Annotated in this window: 18 protein-coding genes and 1 pseudogene; 8 read left to right on the forward strand and 11 right to left on the reverse strand. The window is 64.4% G+C overall.

Translation table 11 applies throughout. The annotated features are described in order from the left end of the window. Positions 1–3 precede the first annotated feature (3 nt). Positions 4–1,581: an FGGY-family carbohydrate kinase gene (locus tag JAB6_RS27970; RefSeq protein ID WP_070306121.1), complete on the forward strand. Its 1,578-nt coding sequence runs from the start codon at positions 4–6 to the stop codon at positions 1,579–1,581. 249 nt (positions 1,582–1,830) lie between these two features. After that, a complete protein-coding gene (locus JAB6_RS27975) occupies positions 1,831–4,104 on the forward strand; it encodes a TonB-dependent hemoglobin/transferrin/lactoferrin family receptor (RefSeq protein WP_070306123.1) in 2,274 nt (757 codons plus the stop codon). A 195-nt stretch (positions 4,105–4,299) separates the two neighbouring features. Here the strand turns inward: JAB6_RS27975 and JAB6_RS27980 are convergent, their stop codons facing one another. From JAB6_RS27980 to JAB6_RS27990, 3 genes are all read right to left on the reverse strand, one after another. Further along, the gene (locus JAB6_RS27980; RefSeq protein ID WP_070306126.1) at positions 4,300–5,658 is read right to left on the reverse strand and encodes a diguanylate cyclase; all 1,359 of its coding nucleotides are present in this window, start codon (positions 5,656–5,658) and stop codon (positions 4,300–4,302) included. A 290-nt stretch (positions 5,659–5,948) separates the two neighbouring features. Beyond that, positions 5,949–7,142 carry a PLP-dependent aminotransferase family protein gene (locus tag JAB6_RS27985; protein WP_046684799.1) on the reverse strand — a complete coding sequence of 398 codons (1,194 nt, stop codon included), beginning with the start codon at positions 7,140–7,142 and terminating at the stop codon, positions 5,949–5,951. A gap of 176 nt (positions 7,143–7,318) precedes the next feature. Then, complete coding sequence (locus JAB6_RS27990; protein ID WP_070306128.1) at positions 7,319–8,230, reverse strand: DMT family transporter; 912 nt, start codon at positions 8,228–8,230, stop codon at positions 7,319–7,321. 137 nt (positions 8,231–8,367) lie between these two features. On the opposite strand from JAB6_RS27990, the gene JAB6_RS27995 reads away from it, so the two are divergent. The 3 genes from JAB6_RS27995 (at position 8,368) to JAB6_RS28005 (ending at position 12,596) form a co-directional block, all read left to right on the forward strand. After that, complete coding sequence (locus tag JAB6_RS27995; RefSeq protein ID WP_034758406.1) at positions 8,368–9,801, forward strand: PLP-dependent aminotransferase family protein; 1,434 nt, start codon at positions 8,368–8,370, stop codon at positions 9,799–9,801. An 88-nt stretch (positions 9,802–9,889) separates the two neighbouring features. Beyond that, complete coding sequence (gene htpG, locus JAB6_RS28000) at positions 9,890–11,809, forward strand: molecular chaperone HtpG (protein WP_034758403.1); 1,920 nt, start codon at positions 9,890–9,892, stop codon at positions 11,807–11,809. 223 nt (positions 11,810–12,032) lie between these two features. Continuing rightward, the gene (locus JAB6_RS28005) at positions 12,033–12,596 is read left to right on the forward strand and encodes a TetR/AcrR family transcriptional regulator (RefSeq protein ID WP_070306130.1); all 564 of its coding nucleotides are present in this window, start codon (positions 12,033–12,035) and stop codon (positions 12,594–12,596) included. Positions 12,597–12,611: 15 nt separating this feature from the next. Here JAB6_RS28005 and JAB6_RS28010 read toward each other — a convergent pair whose 3' ends face one another. After that, positions 12,612–13,028, reverse strand: a complete 417-nt coding sequence (locus tag JAB6_RS28010; protein WP_070306132.1) for a hypothetical protein — start codon at positions 13,026–13,028, stop codon at positions 12,612–12,614. A gap of 80 nt (positions 13,029–13,108) precedes the next feature. Here JAB6_RS28010 and JAB6_RS28015 point away from each other — a divergent pair, with 80 nt between their 5' ends. After that, positions 13,109–13,738, forward strand: a complete 630-nt coding sequence (locus JAB6_RS28015; protein ID WP_070306134.1) for a TetR/AcrR family transcriptional regulator — start codon at positions 13,109–13,111, stop codon at positions 13,736–13,738. Here JAB6_RS28015 and JAB6_RS28020 read toward each other — a convergent pair. The 4 genes and pseudogenes from JAB6_RS28020 to JAB6_RS28030 all read right to left on the reverse strand — a co-directional run. Beyond that, on the reverse strand, positions 13,735–14,436 hold the full coding sequence (locus JAB6_RS28020) for a DsbA family oxidoreductase (RefSeq protein WP_070306135.1): 702 nt from the start codon (positions 14,434–14,436) through the stop codon (positions 13,735–13,737). The two genes, JAB6_RS28015 and JAB6_RS28020, sit on opposite strands and share 4 nt — an antisense overlap. A gap of 61 nt (positions 14,437–14,497) precedes the next feature. Then, the gene (locus tag JAB6_RS28025; RefSeq protein WP_034758392.1) at positions 14,498–14,830 is read right to left on the reverse strand and encodes a carboxymuconolactone decarboxylase family protein; all 333 of its coding nucleotides are present in this window, start codon (positions 14,828–14,830) and stop codon (positions 14,498–14,500) included. Positions 14,831–14,893: 63 nt separating this feature from the next. Then, positions 14,894–15,439, reverse strand: coding sequence for an OsmC family protein (locus tag JAB6_RS29925; RefSeq protein ID WP_175444634.1), 546 nt, complete (start codon positions 15,437–15,439; stop codon positions 14,894–14,896). 21 nt (positions 15,440–15,460) lie between these two features. Next, positions 15,461–16,555: pseudogene (locus tag JAB6_RS28030) on the reverse strand (alkene reductase); the annotation flags it as partial. A gap of 165 nt (positions 16,556–16,720) precedes the next feature. On the opposite strand from JAB6_RS28030, the gene JAB6_RS28035 reads away from it, so the two are divergent. Further along, positions 16,721–17,086: a hypothetical protein gene (locus JAB6_RS28035; protein WP_070306170.1), complete on the forward strand. Its 366-nt coding sequence runs from the start codon at positions 16,721–16,723 to the stop codon at positions 17,084–17,086. Here the strand turns inward: JAB6_RS28035 and JAB6_RS28040 are convergent. Continuing rightward, positions 17,063–17,794, reverse strand: coding sequence for an alpha/beta fold hydrolase (locus JAB6_RS28040; protein ID WP_070306136.1), 732 nt, complete (start codon positions 17,792–17,794; stop codon positions 17,063–17,065). The genes JAB6_RS28035 and JAB6_RS28040 overlap by 24 nt on opposite strands. Positions 17,795–17,928: 134 nt before the next feature. On the opposite strand from JAB6_RS28040, the gene JAB6_RS28045 reads away from it, so the two are divergent. Further along, positions 17,929–18,966 (forward strand): hypothetical protein, encoded by a 1,038-nt coding sequence (locus JAB6_RS28045; protein ID WP_083293110.1) that lies wholly within the window; start codon positions 17,929–17,931, stop codon positions 18,964–18,966. Between the two features lies 1 nt (position 18,967). Here JAB6_RS28045 and JAB6_RS28050 read toward each other — a convergent pair whose 3' ends face one another. Further along, the gene (locus JAB6_RS28050; protein ID WP_070306137.1) at positions 18,968–19,993 is read right to left on the reverse strand and encodes a hypothetical protein; all 1,026 of its coding nucleotides are present in this window, start codon (positions 19,991–19,993) and stop codon (positions 18,968–18,970) included. Between the two features lie 2 nt (positions 19,994–19,995). Then, positions 19,996–22,050: a hypothetical protein gene (locus JAB6_RS28055; protein ID WP_139143544.1), complete on the reverse strand. Its 2,055-nt coding sequence runs from the start codon at positions 22,048–22,050 to the stop codon at positions 19,996–19,998. Positions 22,051–22,059: the final 9 nt, after the last annotated feature.

Below are 22,059 nucleotides of genomic sequence, written 5' to 3' on the forward strand. Positions count from 1 at the left end.
GCCATGGCGACCGCGTCCGGCCCCGGGCCGTACATCCTTGCCATCGACAATGGCACGCAAAGCGTGCGCGCGCTGCTGTTCGACCGCGATGGCAATCTGGCGGCAAAGGCGCAAGTGTTCCTCGAAGCGTACTATTCCGATCACCCCGGCTGGGCCGAGCATGACGCCGATGGCTATTGGCAAGCCGTGTGCGCAGCGTGCCAGCAGCTGTGGCGCGGCACGGACATCAATAAATCCTTGGTGGCCGGCGTGGCCGTGACGACGCAGCGCGGCACGGTCGTCAACGTGGATGAAGAGGGGCAGCCCTTGCGGCCCGCCATCACGTGGCTGGACCAGCGCAGCACGCGCGACATCCCCCAGTTGGCGCCATGGTGGCGCGCCGCCTTCCGCGCCACGCGCCTCGATGGCACGATTAGGTACTTTCGCCGCGAGGCCGAGATCAACTGGATCAGCGCGCACCAGCCCGACATCTGGCGCCGCACGCACAAATTCCTGCTGCTGTCGGGCTTTTTGAACCACCGCCTCTGCGGAAAATACATCGATTCGACGGGTTCGCAAGTGGCGTACATCCCGTTCGACTACAAGCGCCACGCGTGGGCCGGGCGCTTCGACTGGAAGTGGCAGGCGCTGGCAATTCAACGCTCGATGCTGCCGGAACTGGTGGCGCCGGGCACGCGCATGGGCGCCATCACGGCATCGGCCGCCGCGGCGACGGGCATCCTGGAAGGCACGCCCTTGCTGGCGGCCGCCGCCGACAAGGCCTGCGAAGTGCTGGGCGCCGGCTGCGTCGAACCGCACGTGGCCTGTCTGAGTTACGGCACCACGGCCACCATCAATACGACCAACCGCAAATACGTGGAAGTGACGCGCTTCATTCCGCCGTATCCGGCCGCCATGCCGGGCGCCTACAGCACGGAAGTGCAGATTTTCCGCGGCTACTGGATGGTCAACTGGTTCAAGGAGCAGTTCGGCGACCGCGAACGGGCGGCGGCGGCCGAAGATGGCACGGGCTTGTCCGCCGAAGCCTTGTTCGACCGCCTGGTCGACGCCGTGCCGCCCGGTTCCATGGGCCTGATGCTGCAGCCGTACTGGAGCCCCGGCATCAAGGTGCCGGGCCCGGAAGCGAAGGGCGCCATGATCGGCTTTGGCGACGTGCATACGCGCGCCCACATCTACCGCGCCATTCTCGAAGGCCTCGCGTATGCGCTGCGCGAAGGCAAGGAACGCATCGAGCGGCGCAGCGGCATCGCGATCACGGAGCTGCGCATCGCGGGCGGTGGTTCGCAAAGCGACGCCGCCATGCAGCTGACGGCCGACATCTTCGGCTTGCCGGCCGCGCGCGCCCACGTGTATGAAAGTTCGGGCCTGGGCGCGGCCATCGCCGCCAGCGTGGGTCTGGGCTGGCACGCGGATTTCCCCGCCGCCGTGCAGGCGATGACGCGCAAGGGCAAGGTATTCCAGCCCCATCCCGAGCACCGCAAGATCTACGAGCAGCTGTATCGGCGCGTGTACCAGAAGATGTATGCGCGGCTGCAGCCCCTGTACCGCGAGATCGCCGACATCACCGGCTATCCGGAATAGCTAGTTATTAAATCGTATTGCGAATCATTCGCATCCGATATATGATGTGTTCCGCATTTCACTAAGGCAACTTATCCCGGTGACTGCAGTGCGCCGCCGGCCATGCGCCGGCGGCGTGTCCGCGCGGGCAGAGTTCCGCCACAACGCTTCCTTCAACGCCGCCGCTTGATCGTGCACCGCTGTCCTCTGCCCCTGCATTTTTTCATTCCACAAGCATCGAGCAGCAAGCAAACCCAGGCAAGGATAGCGATGAAGAGCAGCAGCAAACAACGATTGACCCCGCTGGCCGCCGCGCTGGCGCTGGCATTGGGTGGCGCGCACGGCCACGCGTGGGCGGCGGCGATGGCCGACAAGACCGAGAAGGCCGACGCCGTGCAGATGCCCGCCATCAGCGTGTTCGGCGACGCCATCAGCGCCGGCACGGCCGGACGCTCGTACATCAACAGCGCCGACATCGAACGCCAGCAGGCCGACAATGTCGCGTCCCTGCTCGACACCTTGCCCGGCGTGGACCTGGCCGGTACGGCCCGTCCCAGCGGACAAAGCTTGAATATCTGGGGCTTCAATAAAGTGCAGGACGTGAAAGTCATCCTCGATGGCGTGCCCAAGGGCTTCGAGAAATACCGCCAGGGTTCCATCTTCATCGAACCGGAACTGATCAAGCAGATCGAAGTGAACAAGGGCGCGCATACGAGCTTGTATGGCAATGGCGGTTTCGGCGGCGTCATCACGGTCGAGACCAAGGATGCGCAAGACTTGCTGGAAGGCGGCGAGAAAGCGGGCGCCATGCTCAAGTATTCGCGCCACTCGAACAATGCAGAAAATGACGCCACCGTGGCCGTCTACGGCCGCACGGAAGATGGCCGCTTCGATGCGATGGCCTTCACGACGCAGCGCAAGTCCGACGATTTGCGCAAGCCCGATGGCAAGCCATTCCGCTTTTCCGCCATCGATGCGCCATCGAGCCTGGTCAAGCTGAATATCCGGCTGACGCCGGAGCAGCTCTTGACCCTGACGGCCATGAAGAGCGGAAGCTCGGGCTGGGGCCCGTTCGCCGCCATGGGCGAGGACGTGCCCACGCCGACCGAGGCGGAAATCAAAAAATACGGACTGGAAGAGGCGTGGCAGCGCAAGGCCGTGTACCGCGACCAGGACGACGATACGTATTCCGTGAAGTGGCAGTACGCGCCGCAGAATAACCGATGGATCAAGCTGACGGCCAGCGCCGGCTATTCGCACACGGACCAGCATGACAAGCGTTTGCCATCGGCGTCGCTCGGTTCCTACCTGGGGTCACTGGGCAACGAGAGCTGGGCTTCGTATGTGGACCGCATCGCCGAGGTGCGCAACGAAAGCGTGTTTAGCACGGGCGCCGTGTCGCACGTGCTGCTGACGGGCCTGCAATGGCACAAGAACGTGCGCGACACTCTGATGTATTACCCGTCGTCGACGGCGCTGAAGGACCCCAGCTACAACTACGGCTACTTCCAGCCCTATTACATGCCGGCCGGGCGCCAGGAAACCACGGGCCTGTATCTGCAGGATGCGATGACGTATGGCGACGTGACGGTGACGGCGGCCCTGCGCCACGACAGAGTCGTTTCCGAGGGCGTGCCGAACAAGGCGTCGCGCTACAACAGCCCGCTGGCGGCGGCTGGCCACGACTTCAGCGAAAAGGCGCACGAAGACTGGTCGCCGCGCCTGGGCCTGTTCTGGAAGGCATCCAGCACGCTGGCCTTGTTCGGCGACTTGAGCCGCAGCTGGCGCGCGCCGACGATCGACGAGATGTATTCGAATGAATACTATGTATCGGCCAGACAGGGTTCATCGACGCCGGGTACCAGCCGCGACCTGGCCGTCGAGCGCGTGACGGCCGTGCGCACGGGCGTCATGCTGCACCGGCAAAACGTGTTCATGGAACGCGACGACGTGCAGCTGCGCCTGACGGCGTACCGGAACCGCGTCAGCGACAATATCGGCCCGCGCCTGGGTATCCTGATCGAAGGCTATGTGCCGGGATCGGGCAAGGTGCCGCCGGCCCTGTCGTCCTACCGCAACCTGGCCGGTTTCCGCACGCAGGGCGTGGAGGTCGAGTCCTATTACAACTCGCCGCGCCTGTTCGCCAGCGCCTCGCTGTCGAAGCAGCGCGGCACGCGCACCGGTTCCCAGCGCGACCCGTGGGGCCAGAACGAAGCCGTGTCGACCATCGCGCCCGATAAGTTGATGGCGGGCCTGGGCTGGCGCATGCCCGACCTTGGCGCCAGCATCGGCTGGCAGGGCCGCTTCGTGGCGAAGCAGGAGCGCGTCTTGCCGGTGGGGAATGTGTATCGCCTGCCGCCATCGAAAGGCTATGCGCTGCATACCGTGTTTGCGTCGTGGATTGGCCGGCAAGGCGTGTGGCGCGGCACGGAGGTGCGGCTGACGGTTGATAATGTTTTCAACCGCAATTACATGCCCTACTTGAGCGAAGCGGTTACCGGCGTGGGGAGGAATGCGAAGTTGAGTGTGTCTAGAAAATTCTGATTACTTCTGAAAATGGCGGGCCGGAGACGCGGGCCTGAGAAAATGCCGATGGCGGCGTTGCAGCTTCCTTGCCGTACATTCGTACTGTCTGCGTCGCTGCGCCTTGCCCTCGACATTTTTCAGGCCCGCTTGGCCCGGGGCGCCCTTGCGTGGGGCGTGGGCCTACTCTTTGTTTGGCGCATGCTTTGTTCAGCTTTAACGCAGTACGATCGCCTTGACCGTCTCCCAGGCCGTGCTGCCCGAGTGGGTGGCGCGGACCTGGTTGCGGCCCGCTTCCTTGGCCACGTACAGGGCGCGGTCGGCGGCGACGAACAGGGCTTCGCGGTCGTCCAGCTGGTGCGGGCGGATGGTGGCCACGCCGATGCTGACGGTGATCCATGGCGACGTGCTTGACCGCGGGTGCGGCAGTTGCAGCGCTTCGATGCCGGCGCGGATGGCCTCGGCCAGATGCAGGGCGCTGTCGGCGTCCGTGTCGGCGAACAGCAGCACGAATTCCTCGCCGCCGTAGCGAGCCGCCAGGTCGCCGGAGCGGCTGGCGTGGGCGGCGATCGCTTGCGCCACCTGCTGCAGGCAGAGGTCGCCGGCCGGGTGGCCCAGGCTGTCGTTGTACAGCTTGAAGTGGTCGACGTCGAGCACCACCAGCGACAGGGCGCCGCCGCCGCGCACGGCGCGCTGCCATTCTTTTTCAAGGAAGCTGTCGAAATGCCGGCGGTTGGCGATCTGCGTCAGCGGGTCGATATAGGCGGCGCGCTGCAGCGCGTCTTCCGACTGCTTGTGGTGCGTGATGTCGTGCAGCAGGCCGATATACAGGGGCTGGCGCAGATACATGGGCGTCAGGGTCAGGTCCATGCTCAGCGCCGCGCCGTTGCGGTGGCGGATCGCCACTTCGCGCGTGCCGTGGTTGTGCGCCTTTTCCGGATTGGCCGCGTGCATGGCGAAGTAATCGAGGTACTCCTGCGTCACGAGGGGGCTGAGCAGCTCGCCGATGAAGCGCCCGGCCAGTTCGTTTTCGCGGTAGCCAAGGTACTGGTCGCAGGCCGGGTTGGTGTACTGGATGCGGCCATCGGCCTCGATGATCAGCAAGCCCTCGGCCATGTTGTTGACGATGGTGCGCAGGCGCTCGGCCTGCTCCTGCTGGGTTTCATTGTTGCTGCGGATTTTCAGCTGGGCGCGCACGCGCGCGCACACTTCGGCCATGCGCAGCGGCTTGCTGATGTAGTCGACGGCGCCGCAGTCGAGACCGGCCACCACGTCTTCCGTTTCCGTCTTGGCGCTCATGAAGATGACGGGGATGCGCTGCGTCAGCGGATGCTGCTTGAGGCGGCGGCACGTTTCGATGCCGTCCATGTCCGGCATCAGCACGTCTAGCAGGATCAGGTCGGGCTGGGCGCGCTGGGCGATCGCCAGCGCCCGCTCGCCGGACGTGGCGACATAGGTTTGATAACCCTGTTCGCTCATCAGCTTGCGCAGCAGCTCAAGGTTGGCCGGCGCATCGTCGACAATCAAAATGGCGGCTTCATGCCGCTGGGAATGCTCCACACTGCCTGGACTCATTGCTTCCGGCCTTCTCGATGTACTCTGCGCTGCCTGCGTTTGCTGCATATTCGGTGATGCTGACCGGGTTCAAATCTGATACAGCCGTCAAATCATACCGCCTCGCCATTTTTTTGGGTGAAAAAATCGATGTTACGCGAGCAATGAAAGTATTATTTTTATGATATTTTTAAAAATAAATACACGCAATTGCTATCATGAAAGCGGTTTTTAGGCGGAAAAGACGCGTGCCCCTGGTGCAGGGGCAGCGGGGGACACGCCCCGCGTCAGGCGGGGCGTGGAGAGGCGAGTTACATTTTTGCGGCGATCAGTTTGCCCAGGATGGCGATGCCCTCGCGGATGCGTTCCGGCGGCACCGTCACGAACGACAGGCGCAAGGTGTGCGTGTCCGGCGTGTTCGCGTAGAACGGCGCGCCCGGTACGAAGGCGACCTTGTTGGCGATGGCTTCATCGAGCAGTTTCATCGCGTCGATGTGTTTCGGCAGGGTGACCCAGATGAACATGCCGCCTTCCGGCTTCGTCCACGTGACGCCGGCCGGGAAGTGCTCTTCCAGCGCCGACAGCATGGCCTGGCACTGGTTGCCATACAGGCTGCGGATGCTGGGGATGTGCCGGTCCAGGAAGCCATCCTTGATCACTTCATGCACGACCATCTGCGTCAGCTGCGAGGTGTGCAGGTCGGCCGCCTGCTTGGCCAGTTCCAGGCGGCGTACGAGCGGCATCGGCGCCACCACGTAGCCGAGGCGGATGCCGGGCGTGAGCACTTTCGAGAACGAGCCCATGTAGATGACGCCGTCCGGATTCATGTTGATCATCTTCGGATACGGCTCGCCGCTGTAGCTGAGGGCGCCGTACGGATCATCCTCGATCAGCGGCAGGCCGTGGCGGGCGCAGGTTTCCACCAGCTCCACGCGGCGCGCCACGGACAGGCTGCGGCCCGTCGGGTTCTGGAAGTTCGGCAGCGCGTACAGCAGGCGCGCGCCATCGGCTACGGGGTTGATCGACGATGGCACCAGGCCTTCGTCATCGGTATCGACGGAAACGAATTCGGGACGATAGACGGAGAATGCCTGCAGGGCGCCCAGGTAGCTGGGGGTTTCCACCAGGACCTTGCTGCCTTCGTCGATCAGAACCTTGCCCAGCAAGTCCAGCGCCTGCTGCGAGCCGGACGTCATCAGCACCTGTTCTGGCAGGATGGTGCTGCCATTGCTCGACAGCGAGTCGGCGATCCACTGGCGCAGCGGCAGGTAGCCGTCGGTCGGGCCGTATTGCAGGGCCACCTTGCCATTGTTCGACAGGACCTTGTCGAAGGCGGTCTTCATTTCTTCCACGGGGAAGGTGGCGGGCGAGGGCAGGCCGCCGGCAAACGAGATGATCTCGGGACGCTGCGTGATCTTCAGGATTTCGCGGATGAACGAGCTTTGCAGCTGTTCCGCGCGTTCGGCAAAGCGCCATTGGATCGGATTCGGATTTTCAATTTTCATACGAGTCTCACAGAAGATGCCGAGCTGCGCCGGCTGGATTTGTTGGCCCGCTTGTGGCGGTGCGTTCGCAAGCGGCGCCGGATAGGCGTCGCCATGGTGCTGCGGTATTGTACGGCTTGCACGCCGCCGTGCCCATGTGCACGCGCAACGGCGTTGCAAATGGGCGTCAAGAAACCTTACTTCAGCTTGCGTCCGATGGCCACCACGGCGATCACGGCGCCGGCAAACAGCAGGCTTTCGCCCGTCAATGGCTCGTTCAGCAGCACGGCCGCGCCCAGCAAGGTGAGGAAGGGCTGCAGCAGCTGCGTCTGCCCCACACGGGCCACACCGCCCAGCGCCATGCCCCGGTACCAGAAAAAGAAGCCGATAAACATGGAAAACACGGAAATATAGGCAAAGCCCAGCCAGGCCGCGCCGCTGGCCTGCGCCATCAGCGCGCGCTGGGGCCAGGCGTTCCACAGGACCACGGGCAAGACAAAAGGCACGGCCAGCAGCAGCGCCCAGCAAATCACATGCTGGCCCGGCATGGCTTGCGCCAGGCGTCCGCCTTCCGCATAGCCGAGTGCCGCCAGCAGCACGGCGGCAAAGATCAGCCAGTCGGCCACGTGGAAGCTGCCGCCGCCCTGGCGCAGCGCGAACGCCACCACCAGAGCCGTGCCGAGCAGGGCCATCAGCCAGAATCCCGGGGAAGGGCGCTCCTTGCCGCGCAGTACGGCAAACACGGCGGTGGCCAGCGGCAAAATGCCCACCAGCACGGCGCCGTGCGAGGCGGGCAGGCTGCGCATGGCGATCGACGTCAGCCACGGGAAGCCCACCACGCAGCCCAGCGATACCAGGGCCAGCGGCAGCCATTGTTCGCGGCGCGGCAGCGGTGCGCGCTGCTGCCACAGCCACAGTCCGGCCAGGCAGGCGGCGACCAAGGCGCGGCCCAGGGCGACAAAGGTGGGATCGAGTTCGGCCACGGCCAGCCGCGTAAAGGGCAGGGTCAGGCTGAAGAGGGCGACGGCGATCAAGCCCAGTAGCAGGCCCTTGCGGTCGGCGCCGAGGCGCAGGGAATGGCTGGGGGAAGGTGTGGCGTGCGATGGCATGGCTGTCCTGGTACGGGTGGTGTGAGATAAAGGCGGGCAGATGTGGATGAATGCGCCCGGTACTGCTATCCTAGGGCGCAATAGCAATACAGTACAAATACACTTTCATGCATAACCCCACATACTGTAATGGTCATATGAGCAATACACTCGCCTCTCCGTCCCTGCCCTTGCTGTCGCGCGCCTCGGGCGAAACCCTGATCGACCAGATCGCGCGTTCGCTGGCGGCGCGCATCGATGACAAGCTGCTGCGCGGCGGCGCGCGCATGCCGTCGATCCGCCAGTGCGCGGCCAGCCTGGACGTGTCGTGCGCCACGGTGGTGGCCAGCTACGACAAGCTGGTGGCGCGCGGCTACCTGGAATCGCGGCGCGGCGCCGGCTTTTTCGTGCGCGAGCGCTCGCCCCTGAACACGCCGGCGGCGCCCGCTGGGGCGCAGGAAGCAGCGGCGCAGCCGATGGACGTGGTGTGGCTGATCCGTAACATGTTCCGCCAGACGCCGGCCATTCCCGCGCCCGGCATCGGCATGCTGCCCGCCGAGTGGCTCGATGGCGACCTCGTGGCGCGCGCCTTGCGCGACGTCAGCCGCCAGCCCGGCAGTTTGTTGCTCGGTTATGGCATGCCGCAGGGTTTCCTGCCGCTGCGCCAGCAATTGCAGCTGAAGCTGGCGGGGCTGGAAATCGCCTGCCCGCCCGAGCAGATCGTCACCACGGTGGGCGTGATGCAGGCGCTGGATCTGGTGGCGCGTGAGTTTGCCCGCCCCGGCGACACCATTTTCGTCGACGATCCCGCGTACTGGCTGATGTTCGGCGCCTTTGCCGCCATGGGCGTGAATGTCATCGGCATCCCGCGCCTCGGCGACGGCCCCGATATCGCCGTGCTGGCGGAACTGGCGGCCCTGCACCGTCCGAAGCTGTACGTGATCAACTCGGTGCTGCACAACCCCAGCTCGACGTCGCTGTCGGCAGCCAAGGCGTTCCAGGTGCTGCGTCTGGCCGAACAGCACGATTTCCTCATCGTCGAGGATGACATCTATTGCGACATGCACCCGGGTGGCGCGGTGCAGCCGGCCACGCGCCTGGCCGCGCTGGACCAGCTGCGCCGCGTGATTTACCTGGGCGGCTTTTCCAAGAGCCTGGCGGCGAACCTGCGCGTGGGCTTCATCGCCACATCAAATGAGCGGGCGCAGCGCCTGGCCGACCGCAAGATGCTGGCGACCCTGACCACCAGCGACATCGGCGAAAGGGTCGTGTATAAAATCCTCTCGCAGGGGCTGTACCGCAAGCATGCGGAGCGCCTGCGCGCGCGGCTCGACAAGGTGCGCGAGGGCACGTATCGCAAGGTCGAACAGGCAGGCTTGCGCTTCGATCCCGCGCCGGCCGGCATGTTCGTGTGGGCCGATGCGGGCTGCGATACGAATGTCCTGGCCGAAAAGGCGCTGGCCGAGGGGCTGGTGCTGGCGCCGGGCAGCCTGTTCTCGCCGCGCCAGCTGCCGTCGACCCGCATGCGCCTGAACCTGGCCACGGTGCAGGACGAGCGGGTGTGGGCGTTTTTCGCCCGCGCGCTGGGTTAGAGGCGACTTTCGGCAGCCGCTCTTGAAATCGCTGGCACCATCCCCAACTCCGTAGAATCCGTCCCATCCACAAGACTATGAGGTAAAAATGGCTGTCTCCGAAAAGCAAACCCTGGGTTTTCAGACCGAAGTGAAGCAAATGCTGCACCTGATGATCCATTCCCTGTACTCGAACAAGGAAATCTTCCTGCGCGAATTGATCTCGAACGCGTCCGACGCGGCCGACAAATTGCGCTTTGAAGCGATCGATAACGACGCCCTGTACGGCAACGATCACGAATTGAAGATCAAGGTCAGCTTCGACAAGGATGCGCGCACCATCACCATTTCCGACAACGGCATCGGCATGACCCGCGACGAGGCGATCTCGCACCTGGGTACCATCGCCAAGTCGGGCACCAAGGAATTCTTCGGCAAGCTGTCTGGCGACCAGCAGCAGGATGCGGCCCTGATCGGCCAGTTCGGCGTGGGCTTCTATTCGGGCTTCATCGTCGCCGACAAGATCACCGTCGAAACGCGCCGCGCCGGCGCGGACGCCTCCGAAGGCGTGCGCTGGGAATCGGCCGGCGAAGGCGATTACAGCATCGAGACCATCGAAAAAACGGGCCGCGGCACGGACATCATCCTGCACCTGCGCGAAGGCGAGGACGAACTGCTGTCGAGCTGGAAGATCAAGTCCATCATCCGCAAGTACTCGGACCATATCTCGCTGCCGATCGTGATGCAGAAGGAAGAGTGGGACGACGAGAAAAAAGAAACCGTCCTGAAAGACGAATTCGAAACCGTCAACCAGGCCAGCGCCCTGTGGGCCCGCAACAAGGCCGACATCACGCCGGAACAGTACGACGAATTCTACAAGCACGTATCGCACGACTTCCAGTCGCCGCTCACGCACACGCATAACCGCGTGGAAGGCCGCAGCGAATACACGCAGCTGCTGTACATCCCGGCCAAGGCGCCGTTCGACATGTGGGACCGCAACAAGCGCGGCGGCATCAAGCTGTACGTCAAGCGCGTCTTCATCATGGACGATGCCGAGCAGCTGATGCCGACCTACCTGCGCTTCGTGCGCGGGGTGATCGACTCGGCCGACCTGCCGCTGAACGTATCGCGTGAAATCCTGCAGGAGTCGCGCGACGTCAAGGTCATCCGCGAAGGCTCGACCAAGCGCGTGCTGGGCATGCTGGAAGAACTGGCGAACGCGGACGAGCAGGACAAGAAGGACAAGTACGCCGTCTTCTGGAAGGAATTCGGCCAGGTGCTGAAAGAAGGCATCGGCGAAGACGCGGCCAACAAGGAACGCCTGGCCAAGCTGCTGCGCTTTGCGTCGACGGCCAACGACAGCGACGAGCAAATCACCTCGTTCGCCGACTACGTGGCGCGCATGAAGGAAGGCCAGGACAAGATCTATTACGTCACGGCCGACAACTACGCCGCCGCGAAAAACAGCCCGCACCTGGAAATCTTCCGCAAGAAGGGCGTCGAAGTGCTGCTGCTGACGGACCGTGTCGATGAATGGATGCTGTCGTTTATCCAGGACTTCGAAGGCAAGGAACTGGTCTCCGTCGCCAAGGGTGGCCTGGACCTGGGCGCGCTGGAAGACGAAGCGGAAAAGAAGGAGCACGAAGAAACGGAAACCTCGTACGCCGACCTGGTGGGCAAGATGAAGACGGTGCTGGCCGACAAGGCCAAGGACGTGCGCGTCACGTTCCGCCTGACCGATTCGCCAGCCTGCCTGGTGGCCGATGAAAACGAATTGTCGGGCAACCTGCTGCGCATGCTCAAAGCGGCGGGCCAGAGCGCGCCGGAATCGAAGCCTATCCTGGAAATCAATCCGAACCACCCGCTGGTGACGCGCCTGAAATACGAAGATGCGGAAGGCGGCAAGTTTGGCGACTGGGCCAACATCCTGTTCGACCAGGCCATGCTGGCCGAAGGCGGCTCGCTGGCCGACCCGGCCAGTTTCGTGAAACGCCTCAACGAATTGCTGCTCAATTCGGCGAAGTAATCACCACCGCATGCCTAAAATGTAGACGTAGGTCGGATTAGCGCAGCGTAATCCGACACGGCGGCGGTGACCGATGTACTGAAGCCGGCCCTTTCCTCCCGAAAGGGCCGGCTTTTTTCATGCGCATGCCCCAAGCCCTGGCTGCGGCGACTTCAGGCATAATTGCCCCTTGTTGAATTTAATCCGTCAATGGCCGGCATGGCCGTTGGTGCAGGAGCCTGTCATGTCAGTGAGTACCCGCGACGCCCTTTTGAAAAGCGCAGAGATCCACCTGCGTTCGAAAGGCTACGCCGCTTTCAGTTATGCCGATTTGTCGGAAGAAATCGGCATACGCAAGGCCAGTATCCACCACCATTTCCCCACCAAAGAAAACCTCGGCGTGGCCTTGATCACGCAATATATCGACGTGTTTACCGAAAAGCTGCAGGCGATCGATGCGGCGCATGCCGATCCGGTCGAACGCCTGCGCGAGTTCGGCGGGCTGTTCCTGGCCAGCGCCAACGACCATTTGCTGCCGCTGTGCGGCGCGCTCGCGGCCGAAATGGCGGCGCTGCCCGAATCGCTGCAGGCCCTGGGCCGGCAGCTGATGGCGCAGCAGCTGGACTGGATGGAAAACAATCTCGTGCAGGCGGCGCAGCTGCATGGCTGGACCTTGCGGAAAGCGCCGAAGGATTATGCCTTCATGCTGCTCAGCGCTCTGGAAGGCGCCAGCTTTATCGGCTGGGCCCTGGGGCCGTCGACTGATCCGCTGGCCGCTTTCCATTACATGCTCGACAATCTGGCGTAGCGCGGGCCAGCCCGCTCAGGCAAACAGGGCGGGCTTGGCGATCATGAGCGCGCAGATGATCAAAAAAACGGCCAGCTTGAGGCACAGCCAGGTTTTCAGCCTGGCGCCCGCCTGCGCGTATCCCTGTTCCACCTTCTCTTCCACCTTGTCCGCCCAAAAATGATCGATGGCTTGCGCGCCGATAAAAAGCGCGAGGGACAGCCGCATCCAGCCCATGTGCAGCCAGGCCCATTCTTGCTGGTACAGCAGGACCAGCCCGCCGGCAAGCAGTATCCAGCCTGCGACGGCGATCTGCTGATGGAGCTTATGCAAGGTGTCGCGGCCGGCAGGCTCGCGCATCAGGTTCAGCAGGCGCGGCGTCAGCATCATCGGGCCGATGAAGGCGATGGCGGCGACTACGTGCAGTATCAGCAGGAATGTATAAGTGTGCATGGCGTTCTCGTCTCGGCAAGGACAGTTGTTTGCGGAACGTTTAGAATAAGTTTTACTACCCACTTTCGCTACTCGCATTCATGGCAAAAACTGCAGCGCATGCGGAGCCCCGCAAGCGGCCGTCCCAGGCCAGATCGGCTGCCACCGTCGCGGCGATGGTGGAGGCGGCTGCTCGCATTATTGAGGTGCGGGGCTGGGCCGCGTTGACGACGAATCACGTTGCCGAGCTGTCCGGCGTCAGCATCGGCTCGCTGTACCAGTACTTCCCGTCGAAAGAGGCGCTGCTGGCCGAACTGGTACGCCGCGAACGCGCAGTGCTGCTGCACGACGTGGGGCTAGCCATGGCGCTGGAGGGTGAGCTGCCGCTCGCGATAGAACAGGGGGTGATGGCCGGCCTGGCGCACCAGTTCAGGCGGCCCGCGCTTGCCCTCGCGCTGGAATCGGCGCCGTCGTCGCCATCGTTGCAGCATGAGGACGACGCCTTGCGGCATGCGCTTGCGGGCCAGCTCGCGGGGCTGCTGGCGCGTCATGGCGTCGCCGATCCTGATATGGCCGCCGCCGACGTGATTGCGCTATGCCGCGGCATCATCGACGCCGCGGCGCTGCGGGGAGAAACGGATATGGCGTCGCTTGCGCGGCGCCTGGGGCGCGCGGTCCATGGCTACCTGGACACGGCGGGACCTGCCACGGAAGCTGCCGCCAGCGCTTAAGGGAGGATGCAGCTGTCCAGGCCACACATTTCCCCGGCCGATGCGGCCAGATCCTCCTGGGACCTGGCATGCATTTTTTCCAGTGCCTGCAGGAATACCTCTTGCGGCTGCGCGCCGGAAATGTGCGTCCCATTGCCAAAGACAAACAGCGGCACGCCGGAAGCGATGCGCGAGGCGCTGCGCTCATCGTCCTGCACCTGCTGGCGCAATTGCGGTGTCGACCACGCGCGGTGCACCGCCTCGGCAGGCACGCCCGCCTGCGCCGCGAGCAGGGCGAGGGAATCGCGGTCGAACAGCGACTTGCCGTGCGAAATACTCTGCGCATACAGCACTTCGACCAGGCGCTGTTGCAAAGCCGTGTCGCCGGCGGCCTTGACGAGCATGTGCGCGTCCATGGTGTCCCCAAACAGCATGGTGTCGAAGCGGTAGTCCAGGCCTTCGGCCGTTCCATGCGACTGCACCGAATACAGCATGCCCTCGGCGGCCATCGGATCGCGAAATTTTTTCAGCAAGGCTGCCTTGATCGGTTCGGCCTGATGGTTCGGTGCGATGCGGTAAGCGCGCAGCCTGACCTGCACGGCGTCCCTGTGTTCGAAAGCGGCAAGGGCCTTCTCGAAGCGGCGCTTGGCGATCCAGCACCAGGGGCAGACGAAATCGGACCAGATGTCGACGACCAGCGCTTGTGTATTGTTTTTCATGGTTGCTCCTTGAGTGGCCGGCCCGGCGTGCACGCATGCCAGGCCGGCTGATGCGGTAGTATCAAGCCTTGTCGAACGCGTCCAGCACGTGGGTGCTGTAGACAACGGCGGCGCCGGCATTGAGGTTGATCGCCACGCCGAGCGCCTCGCCAATTTCTTCCACGGTCACGCCCAGCTTCTTGGCGGCGGCAGCGTGGAAGGCGATGCAGCCGTCGCAGCGCGTCGTGACGGCCACTGCCAGCGCGATCAGTTCCCGCGTTTTCGCGTCGAGATGGTTGGTCTTGTCGCCGGCGCCGCCCAGTGCGGCAATGCCTTTCATGGTGTCGGGCGTCAGTGCGTTCAGTTGCAACGCACGTGTGTTGATGTCTTGCCGAGCTTGTTTCCAGTCTTCCATGATTTCCTCGCTATGTAGGCGCTTGCGCGCGGGTTGGTGGTTCGATGATTCCAGGGAGGGGTATCAGGCCTCGATTACTTCCAGGGTGGGCAGCATGCGGATGGCCTTCGAGAAATTGGCCAGGTTGACCGACGTTTTGGTGACGGCCTGGTGCAGCGCCTCGACGCGCTCGCGCGAGGCATCCGTGCGCAGCCGCACCACGTAGCTGACTTCGTCGTAGCCGGGATTGACGTTCTCGTCCAGGCCGAGGAAGCCGCGCAGGTCCAGCTTGCCGTCCGTTTCGATTTCCAGGCTGTGCACGGTGATGCCCATGGCCGCCGCATTGGCTGCGTAACCGACCGACAGGCAGGCGTTGAGGGCGGCCATCAGCAGCTCTTGCGGATTGGGCGCCGTGTTTTGGCCCAGCAATTCATGCGGTTCGTCCGAGGCGATCTCGAAATGGCGCGCATGCTTTTCGCCGCCCAGCACATAGTGGCTGACGATGGCCACGCTGCGCGTCTGGTGTTGCCACCGGGTCTTGACGTTGAAACGCGCTTCGCCCTTGCCGGGATGCCCTGCCACACCCTGGGCGAATTGCTGCAATGCCGCCACGTTGATGCCATTGAGCATATTGCTGGCAGGCGCCGCACCATACGCGGGATAGTCGGTATACCCGTGGGACGGGGCGCCGCTGGCGCCGTAATAGGTCGAGCGGTCGCTGTCGGCCAGCGGCCAGTTGTTTTGCATGCGCTCCACCAGATCCGGGTTGGAGATGAACGGCATGCCGAAGGCGATCAGATCGAGGTCGCCTTTTTCCAGCTCGCTGCGCGCCAGTTCCTGCGTGAAGCCGCCCGCGCCGATCAGGGTGCCGTGATAGTCCTGGCGGAATTGCGCGCCAAAGCCGGGTGGCACTTGCGCCGCCGTGATGGTCGGCTGGTAGTTCAGGTGCACATAGGCCAGCTTCCTGGTGTTGAGGGCCTGGGCCACGCTGCTCCACACCTGCGCTTCATCGGCATAGGCGCGCATGTCGTACAGGCGGCCGAACGGCGAGACGCGTACGCCGACCTTGCCGCTGCCGATGGCGGCCGACAGGGCGTCTATGGTCTCGAGCAAAAAGCGCTGGCGGTTGGCGATGCTGCCTCCGTACTGGTCGGTGCGCGTATTGACGGCGCTGCTGAGGAACTGGTCGAACAGGAAGCCGTTGGCGGCCATGATCTCGATCCCGTCAAAGCCAGCGTCGATAGCGACTTTTGCCGCATGCACGAAGTCGGCGGTGACGCGGGCGATCTCGTCGACGCTCAGCGCGCGCGGCACGCTGGGCAGCACCGGTCCCGCCTTGCCCGGTTCGATCCAGGCGTAGACGGTGGTGTTTTCCGCCGCCACGTCGCTGGGGCCCACGGGCGCCGCGTTGCCCGGCTGGATAGACACATGCGACATGCGGCCCACGTGCCACAGCTGGGCGAAGATCTTGCCGCCCTTGGCATGCACGGCATCGGTGACCTGGCGCCAGCCCTGGCCCTGCGTGCTGCTGTAGATGCCGGGCGTGTACAGATAGCCGCGGCCTTCATCTGAGACGGGCAAGCCCTCGGTGACGATCAGGCCGGCCGAGGCGCGCTGGGCGTAATACAGCGCGGTGAGCGCATCGGGATTGTTTTCGAGCGTGCGCGTGCGCGTCATCGGCGCCATGACGACGCGGTTGGCCAGGGAAATGCCGGACAGGTCATAGGGGGTGAACAGTTGATGCATGTAATGCCTCGCAAAGGTCGAATGCGCCGTGGCGCGAAAAGATTGCCGGGTGAAATACCGGGTTCGAAATAAGTCTACCATCTAGTAGGTAGGCAAGTCAACCGGTCACATTGCCGGCAAAATCGCTATGATGCGGCTTTGCACGGGACGATACGGATGATGGCCATGAAGAAGCGCCTGATGGCGGGCCTGGGCGCGCATGCGCTGGGCTGCCTGTTGTTTATTGTGTTGAGCTGGCTGGGATTTTTCCTGTACACGCAGCTGTTCGGCAGCCTGGGCTCGCGCGGCGTGGCCGGCGGCCTGGCCTTGCTGCTGGTGTTCTACGTGTATGCGGGCACGAATCTGCTGCTGGCGCTGCTGCCGCCCGGCTGGTGGAAGCCTGCGCTGTGCGGCTTGCTGGGTGCGGCCGTGCTCGCGTATCTGCTGCCCCAGCATCCGCTGCGGGCGATCTACTTCAGCGTGCTGTCGGGCGGCTTGAGCTGGCTGGCCGTGCTGGCCAGCGCGCGTTTAAGCCGATATCTGCGCGGCTGACAGGCTGTCGATGAAAGCGGCGACGGCGCCGGCCGCCGCTTCCGGCGCGGCCTGCAGCAGCATGTGCGGCGCGGCGATGTCGACCAGTTGCGCGCCCGCTGCCTGCCGCAGTATCTGCGCGGCGTTCGCGGGCGGCACCAGGCGGTCGTGGCGGGCGCGCAGATACAGCACGGGCAGGCTGCCGCGCGCGAAGCTGCGCGAGGCGTCCGTTTCCAGTACGGCGCGCAGGCGCTGGCGCAGCGTTGCCGGTGGCACTTGCGCCAGCGCCGTTGCCAGTTCCGCCTGCAGTTGCGGCGTGGAGTAGGGCGCCAGCAGCGCCTGGCGCAGGGCGAAGCCGGGCATGGCGCCAAAGGGCACGAGGCCGAGCAGGTGGCGCAGCGGCGCCAGCACCGGGCGCGGATTGCGCACGAACGAACAGCACAGGACCAGGGCGCGCATGCCAGGCGGCGGATCGGCGCGCAAAGCCGCCCCCAGCGGTCCCGAAAACGATTCGGCCAGCACGACGAAAGGGCGGTCCCGTGGCAAGCGTTCGCGCACGAATGCTTCCAGCGCCGCATAGTCGAGTGGCGCGGCCGGGTAGGCGATGGCCAAGGTGTCGATGGCGCTGTGCGCGCGCAAGGCGGCGTCGAAATGGTGGAACAGGCTGGCCGTGCCATCCATGCCGGGCAGGAGGACAAGCAGTGTCGAAGCGGTAGGAGAGATGGTCATTGCAGCCATCATAACAGCCGCGCCGGCGCACGCGCCGTCCGCCAGCCGCACGGCATGGGGGCTGGCGCCATGCTAGAATCGCCGGCGCGCCATGCGTGGCCGCAAGAGCGGCCAAATCCCCGACAGACAGAATCATGCATATCATTTTTTCGAATTACCGCACCCTGGGCGGCGCCTTGCTGGCAGCGGCCTGCATCCTTTCCCAGCCCGCCCGCGCCACGGCGGCGCCCTCGGCGCCGGCCGGGAAAAGCCTGTCGTCCTTGCTGGCCGGCGGTCCCTTGCCGCGCCTGAGCGAAGACCCGCAGGTGCGCGCGGCCCTGTTCGATTTCTTCGGTTACGCGCGCGGCAGCTACACGGAAGACGATGAACTGCTGCTGGCGCAGGCGCTCGAAGCGATCAGCGAAAAGCGCGACGCCACGCGCACCGTGCTGGCCGATGGCCGCCAGTTGCTGGCGTCGATGAACGACCGCAAGCAGGGCCGTGAACGCGGTGCCATGCTGCTCGACAAGCGCGGCGCCATCATCGCTTTTGGCCTCGTCAACGGGCATTGCCGCCTGGAGGGCCAACCGCTGGCGAAAGTCTGCAATCCCGATCCGAATGCCGTGCTGACGGTGTTCCACCGCAAGGGCATGCTGGTCGGGGATGCGGCGCCCTTGCTGGCCTGGGCCCGGCAATTGCCGCCCATGCTGGCGCTGATCGCGGGCGACAAGGAAGCGGGCGCCGATGGGCAAAAGATCGCCAGCGTTGAATATGTGCTGGCGCAGCCGGCCCTGCCGGGCTGGAACCGCGCCCAGCTGCCGCCCGCGTATCCGCCGGCGCTGCTGCCGCTGCTGCTCGATAAATCGACGGTGCTGACGTCGGCCGGCGCTGGCGTGTTTGCCTATCCGCTGACCCTCAAGGGCAAGAAACAGAACAATGTGCTCGACCATGCGGAAGGCCGCCCGCCGCGCGACCTGGAAGTGGCGCTGCGCAGCTATGCCAGTTTCGACACGGTGGTCGAGCGTTACCGCCAGCTGGCCAAGGGCGCCCGGCTGCAGCGCAACGAGCGCACGGCCTACCTCGATGGCAACATGGGACAGGGCAGCTACCGCGTCTACATCCGCAACACGGGCGCCGATGGCGTGATGATCGACGTGGCGCTGTGGCAGCGCAAGCTGGCCGCCAGCCGCTGATCTAGCAGGGAACTGGCTGCTCGTAGCCTAGTTGCGCCAGCTGCGCGGCGATGGCGTCGTCGCGGGTTTTTTTGCCCGTTCGCAGGCGCGCATGCGTGAGGGACGCGGGCAAGCCATGCGCCAGCAGGGCGTCGATGTCGAGCATGGTTTCCGATGCCGACAGCTGGCGCAGGGCGGGCAGGGCGGCGAGGCCGGGCAGGCTCTCGAGCGTCTTGCAGGTGTGCAGATGCAGGCGTTCAAGCACGGGATTGGGGCCCAGCGCGATCTGCCGCAGCTTGATCTGGTCTTCCACCCATAGCGCCTGCAGCAGCGGGAAGCGGCCGATGTCGCCCAGGGTTTCCAGGCCGCGCACGCGTACCACTTCCAGTTTCCGCAACAGGGGCGCCTCGATGCGCGCGAGCGACTCGCGCCCGCCCAGCTGCAACAGCAGCCGGTCCAGGCGGGCCATCTCCGAGATGAAATCGAGCGCTACCTTGTTCTTGATGCGGTACAGCGACAGCTCGTGCAGCACCGGCAGGCCGGCCACGGTGTCGATATGCTGGTCGTGGCCCTCGATGACCAGGCTGGCCAGCTGCGTGTAGTGGCGCAGCGGGGCCAGGTCGATATTGTTTTTGGCCGATTCGCCCAGGTTCAGGTATTCGAGGCCGCGCAAATTATCGAGCTGCAGGATGTCGGCCTGCGCCAGCTTGTACACGCCCAGGCTCAGGCGCTTCAGGTGGCGCAGCTCGCCCAGGGTTTCCAGATGGATGGCTTGCCAGTGGCAGTCGATGGACAGGCTGGCCACATGCGGCAGCGCGCGCAGGATGCGGGCGTCGAACACCCTCGGGTCGTAACCGTAGATGCGGATGGTCAGCGCCGTGCCGCAGGTGGCGGCCAGGGCGTCGAGGTCGGCCAGCAGCGGCTCCGGCTCGCCCAGGGTATCGAACTGCACCAGTACCTGCTGGCCGCCCGCGATGGCGGCGCGGATCGCCCTGGCGTCGATGCGTTCGGGGTTCTGGATGCGTAGCGGCTGTGTTGCTTGCGTCATGGTCATAGTCCTATCGGGTAGTCCACTTTCCTGGGAGGAGGGCAGCCTTCCGGCCCCGGAAACGTCTGCTTGCCCGTGTCGTCGTAGCGCTTGCCGCACTCCACGAGCACGCGCTTGCGGAAGGTGTAGATGCTGGCCACCTTGCCATTCGGGTGGTAGCAGATATTGTCGCCGTCGCGGTCGGACGAAGCATAGCTGATCATGGTCTCGCCGTTGACCGTGCGCGTGCTGTGGCCGCTGCGCGGCTCCGTGCATTTGAGCTGGCCGCTTTCGTAATAGACGTTCAAGACCGAGGTGTCGGCGGTGCGGTCGACCAGCAGTTCATCCTTGCGCTTGCCGTTCGGGTAGTTCGAATAGCCTTCCTGGCGCTGGCCGTACTGGAAGGCGTAGTAATACTGCGGCTTGCCGTCCGGGTAGTACATATGGTGGTACTCGCACACGTCGTCGCGCGTGCTGCCGTATTCCTTGAAGGTGCAGCGGTGGATGTCGTTGAGCAGCTGGCCGTCTTCATAGTATTCGCGCAGGTGCGTGAGCAGGCGGCCCTGGTCGATGACGGCCAGGCGCTCCGGCTTGCCGTTCGGGTAGTAGCGCGCGTCCAGGCCCTGCTTCTTGCCCATCTCCCACAAGGTATCGAGGCGCAGGATCTTGCCGCTGTCGTCGAATGCCTGTTCACGCCCATCGAGCTGGCCGTTGCGGTAGGTGGCCGTGTAGACCACGTATTCCTTGCCGGCCGGGCCCAGATAGCGCGTGCGGCTGCCTTCGAGCACGCCGGCCTGGTAATGGTCGCGCAGGCGCAGCGCGCCCTGCACATCCGTGTCGATCGCTTCGCCCTGTTTTTTGCCTTGCACGAAAGTGACGCTTTGCGTGGCCTTGTCCTTGAGCTTGAGTTTCCACGGACCGTCGCGCAAGCCTTCGATGAAGCTGCCGTCGCCGTCTTCCGTGATCCATGCGCCATGGCGCGAGCCGTTCACGTAGTTGCCGCGCGTTTGCAGCTTGCCGCCCATGCGGCGTTCGTGCGGGCCGTTCAGCTGGCCGCCCGCGTAGGTGTCGAAGCCCGTCACTTCCTCTGCATCGGCATAGTTGACGACCGTCCAGCGGCCTTCGCGCTTGCCGGCCCGGTACATGCCGCTCTCGCTCTGTTTTGGGTAATTGAAGTACCACATGCCTTCCTGCAGGCCATCGACGAAATGGCCTTTTTCGCTGCCTTCGTGCATGCCTTCGCGCACCCACAGGCCCTGGCGCTTGCCTTTCGCGTACTGGCCCCGCTCGACCACCGAGCCGTCGTCCCAGGCCAGGCTGTAGATGACGGAAGGGCCTTCCTGGCTGCCCGTGAACTGCTTCGGCGCCGTTTCCCACGTCACTTGCCACAGGCGGTAATTGCGCAGGATGCCGGCGCCCGCATCGCTGTACAGGGTGTAGCTGGCGGTGAGAAAACGGTCGCCTTTCTTCTCGAAGGTTTTCTTGTAGATGATGGCGTCCTGGCTGCCAGCCTCCACGGGCTTGCCCTCGTCGCTGTAGTAGCCAACGACGGTGCCCTGCGTATGGTCGATGGCGTCGAAGTCCGCATTGCCGCTCTTGCCGCGCGCGACGCTATAGTCCATCGGCGCCAGCTTGGCCAGCGCCGCCTTGACCTGCCCTGCGTTGGGGGCGGCGCTTTGCGCCACGATGCGGTTCAGGGCCGGCTGCAAGCCGTCCAGGCGCCGGTACTTGCCGGAGCTGCGGTGGTAGCGGTAGGCGCGCAAGCCGTTCTTGCCACCCTGCCGGAACAGCACCAGCATGGTTTGCACGCTGTCGTCCGACTCCTTGTCCAGCGAGGCGTAGAAGACGGAACGGATGACGGCGTTGCCGAACTGGTCGAGCAAAATGGGTTTCGAGGTGTCGCTCTTGCATTCGCAGTAATAGCCGTTGACGCCCTCTTTTTCCTTGAGAAAGGCGATGTCGAAGCCGCTGTCCTGCGAGGCCGTGATGGCGGGATGGGCGAGGGTCTTGCCTTCGTAGAAGGGCGCGCCGTGGGCGAAGGCGGAGCAGAGCAGCAAGGGCAGAAGCAGACGTTTCATCGTGAGGCT

It is taken from the genome of Janthinobacterium sp. HH104, from assembly GCF_001758715.1.
In the GTDB taxonomy this organism is placed as follows: Bacteria; Pseudomonadota; Gammaproteobacteria; order Burkholderiales; family Burkholderiaceae_D; genus Janthinobacterium; species Janthinobacterium aestuarii.

Excerpts from the sequence above, each read along its gene's own strand:
- JAB6_RS27970 (WP_070306121.1), top strand. The coding sequence starts at position 4 with ATGGCGACCGCGTCCGGCCCCGGGCCGTACATCCTTGCCATCGACAAT.
- JAB6_RS27975 (WP_070306123.1), top strand. The coding sequence starts at position 1,831 with ATGAAGAGCAGCAGCAAACAACGATTGACCCCGCTGGCCGCCGCGCTG.
- JAB6_RS27980 (WP_070306126.1), bottom strand. The coding sequence starts at position 5,658 with ATGAGTCCAGGCAGTGTGGAGCATTCCCAGCGGCATGAAGCCGCCATT.
- JAB6_RS27985 (WP_046684799.1), bottom strand. The coding sequence starts at position 7,142 with ATGAAAATTGAAAATCCGAATCCGATCCAATGGCGCTTTGCCGAACGC.
- JAB6_RS27990 (WP_070306128.1), bottom strand. The coding sequence starts at position 8,230 with ATGCCATCGCACGCCACACCTTCCCCCAGCCATTCCCTGCGCCTCGGC.
- JAB6_RS27995 (WP_034758406.1), top strand. The coding sequence starts at position 8,368 with ATGAGCAATACACTCGCCTCTCCGTCCCTGCCCTTGCTGTCGCGCGCC.
- htpG (WP_034758403.1), top strand. The coding sequence starts at position 9,890 with ATGGCTGTCTCCGAAAAGCAAACCCTGGGTTTTCAGACCGAAGTGAAG.
- JAB6_RS28005 (WP_070306130.1), top strand. The coding sequence starts at position 12,033 with ATGTCAGTGAGTACCCGCGACGCCCTTTTGAAAAGCGCAGAGATCCAC.
- JAB6_RS28010 (WP_070306132.1), bottom strand. The coding sequence starts at position 13,028 with ATGCACACTTATACATTCCTGCTGATACTGCACGTAGTCGCCGCCATC.
- JAB6_RS28015 (WP_070306134.1), top strand. The coding sequence starts at position 13,109 with ATGGCAAAAACTGCAGCGCATGCGGAGCCCCGCAAGCGGCCGTCCCAG.
- JAB6_RS28020 (WP_070306135.1), bottom strand. The coding sequence starts at position 14,436 with ATGAAAAACAATACACAAGCGCTGGTCGTCGACATCTGGTCCGATTTC.
- JAB6_RS28025 (WP_034758392.1), bottom strand. The coding sequence starts at position 14,830 with ATGGAAGACTGGAAACAAGCTCGGCAAGACATCAACACACGTGCGTTG.
- JAB6_RS29925 (WP_175444634.1), bottom strand. The coding sequence starts at position 15,439 with ATGCTCAATGGCATCAACGTGGCGGCATTGCAGCAATTCGCCCAGGGT.
- JAB6_RS28035 (WP_070306170.1), top strand. The coding sequence starts at position 16,721 with ATGAAGAAGCGCCTGATGGCGGGCCTGGGCGCGCATGCGCTGGGCTGC.
- JAB6_RS28040 (WP_070306136.1), bottom strand. The coding sequence starts at position 17,794 with ATGACCATCTCTCCTACCGCTTCGACACTGCTTGTCCTCCTGCCCGGC.
- JAB6_RS28045 (WP_083293110.1), top strand. The coding sequence starts at position 17,929 with ATGCATATCATTTTTTCGAATTACCGCACCCTGGGCGGCGCCTTGCTG.
- JAB6_RS28050 (WP_070306137.1), bottom strand. The coding sequence starts at position 19,993 with ATGACGCAAGCAACACAGCCGCTACGCATCCAGAACCCCGAACGCATC.
- JAB6_RS28055 (WP_139143544.1), bottom strand. The coding sequence starts at position 22,050 with ATGAAACGTCTGCTTCTGCCCTTGCTGCTCTGCTCCGCCTTCGCCCAC.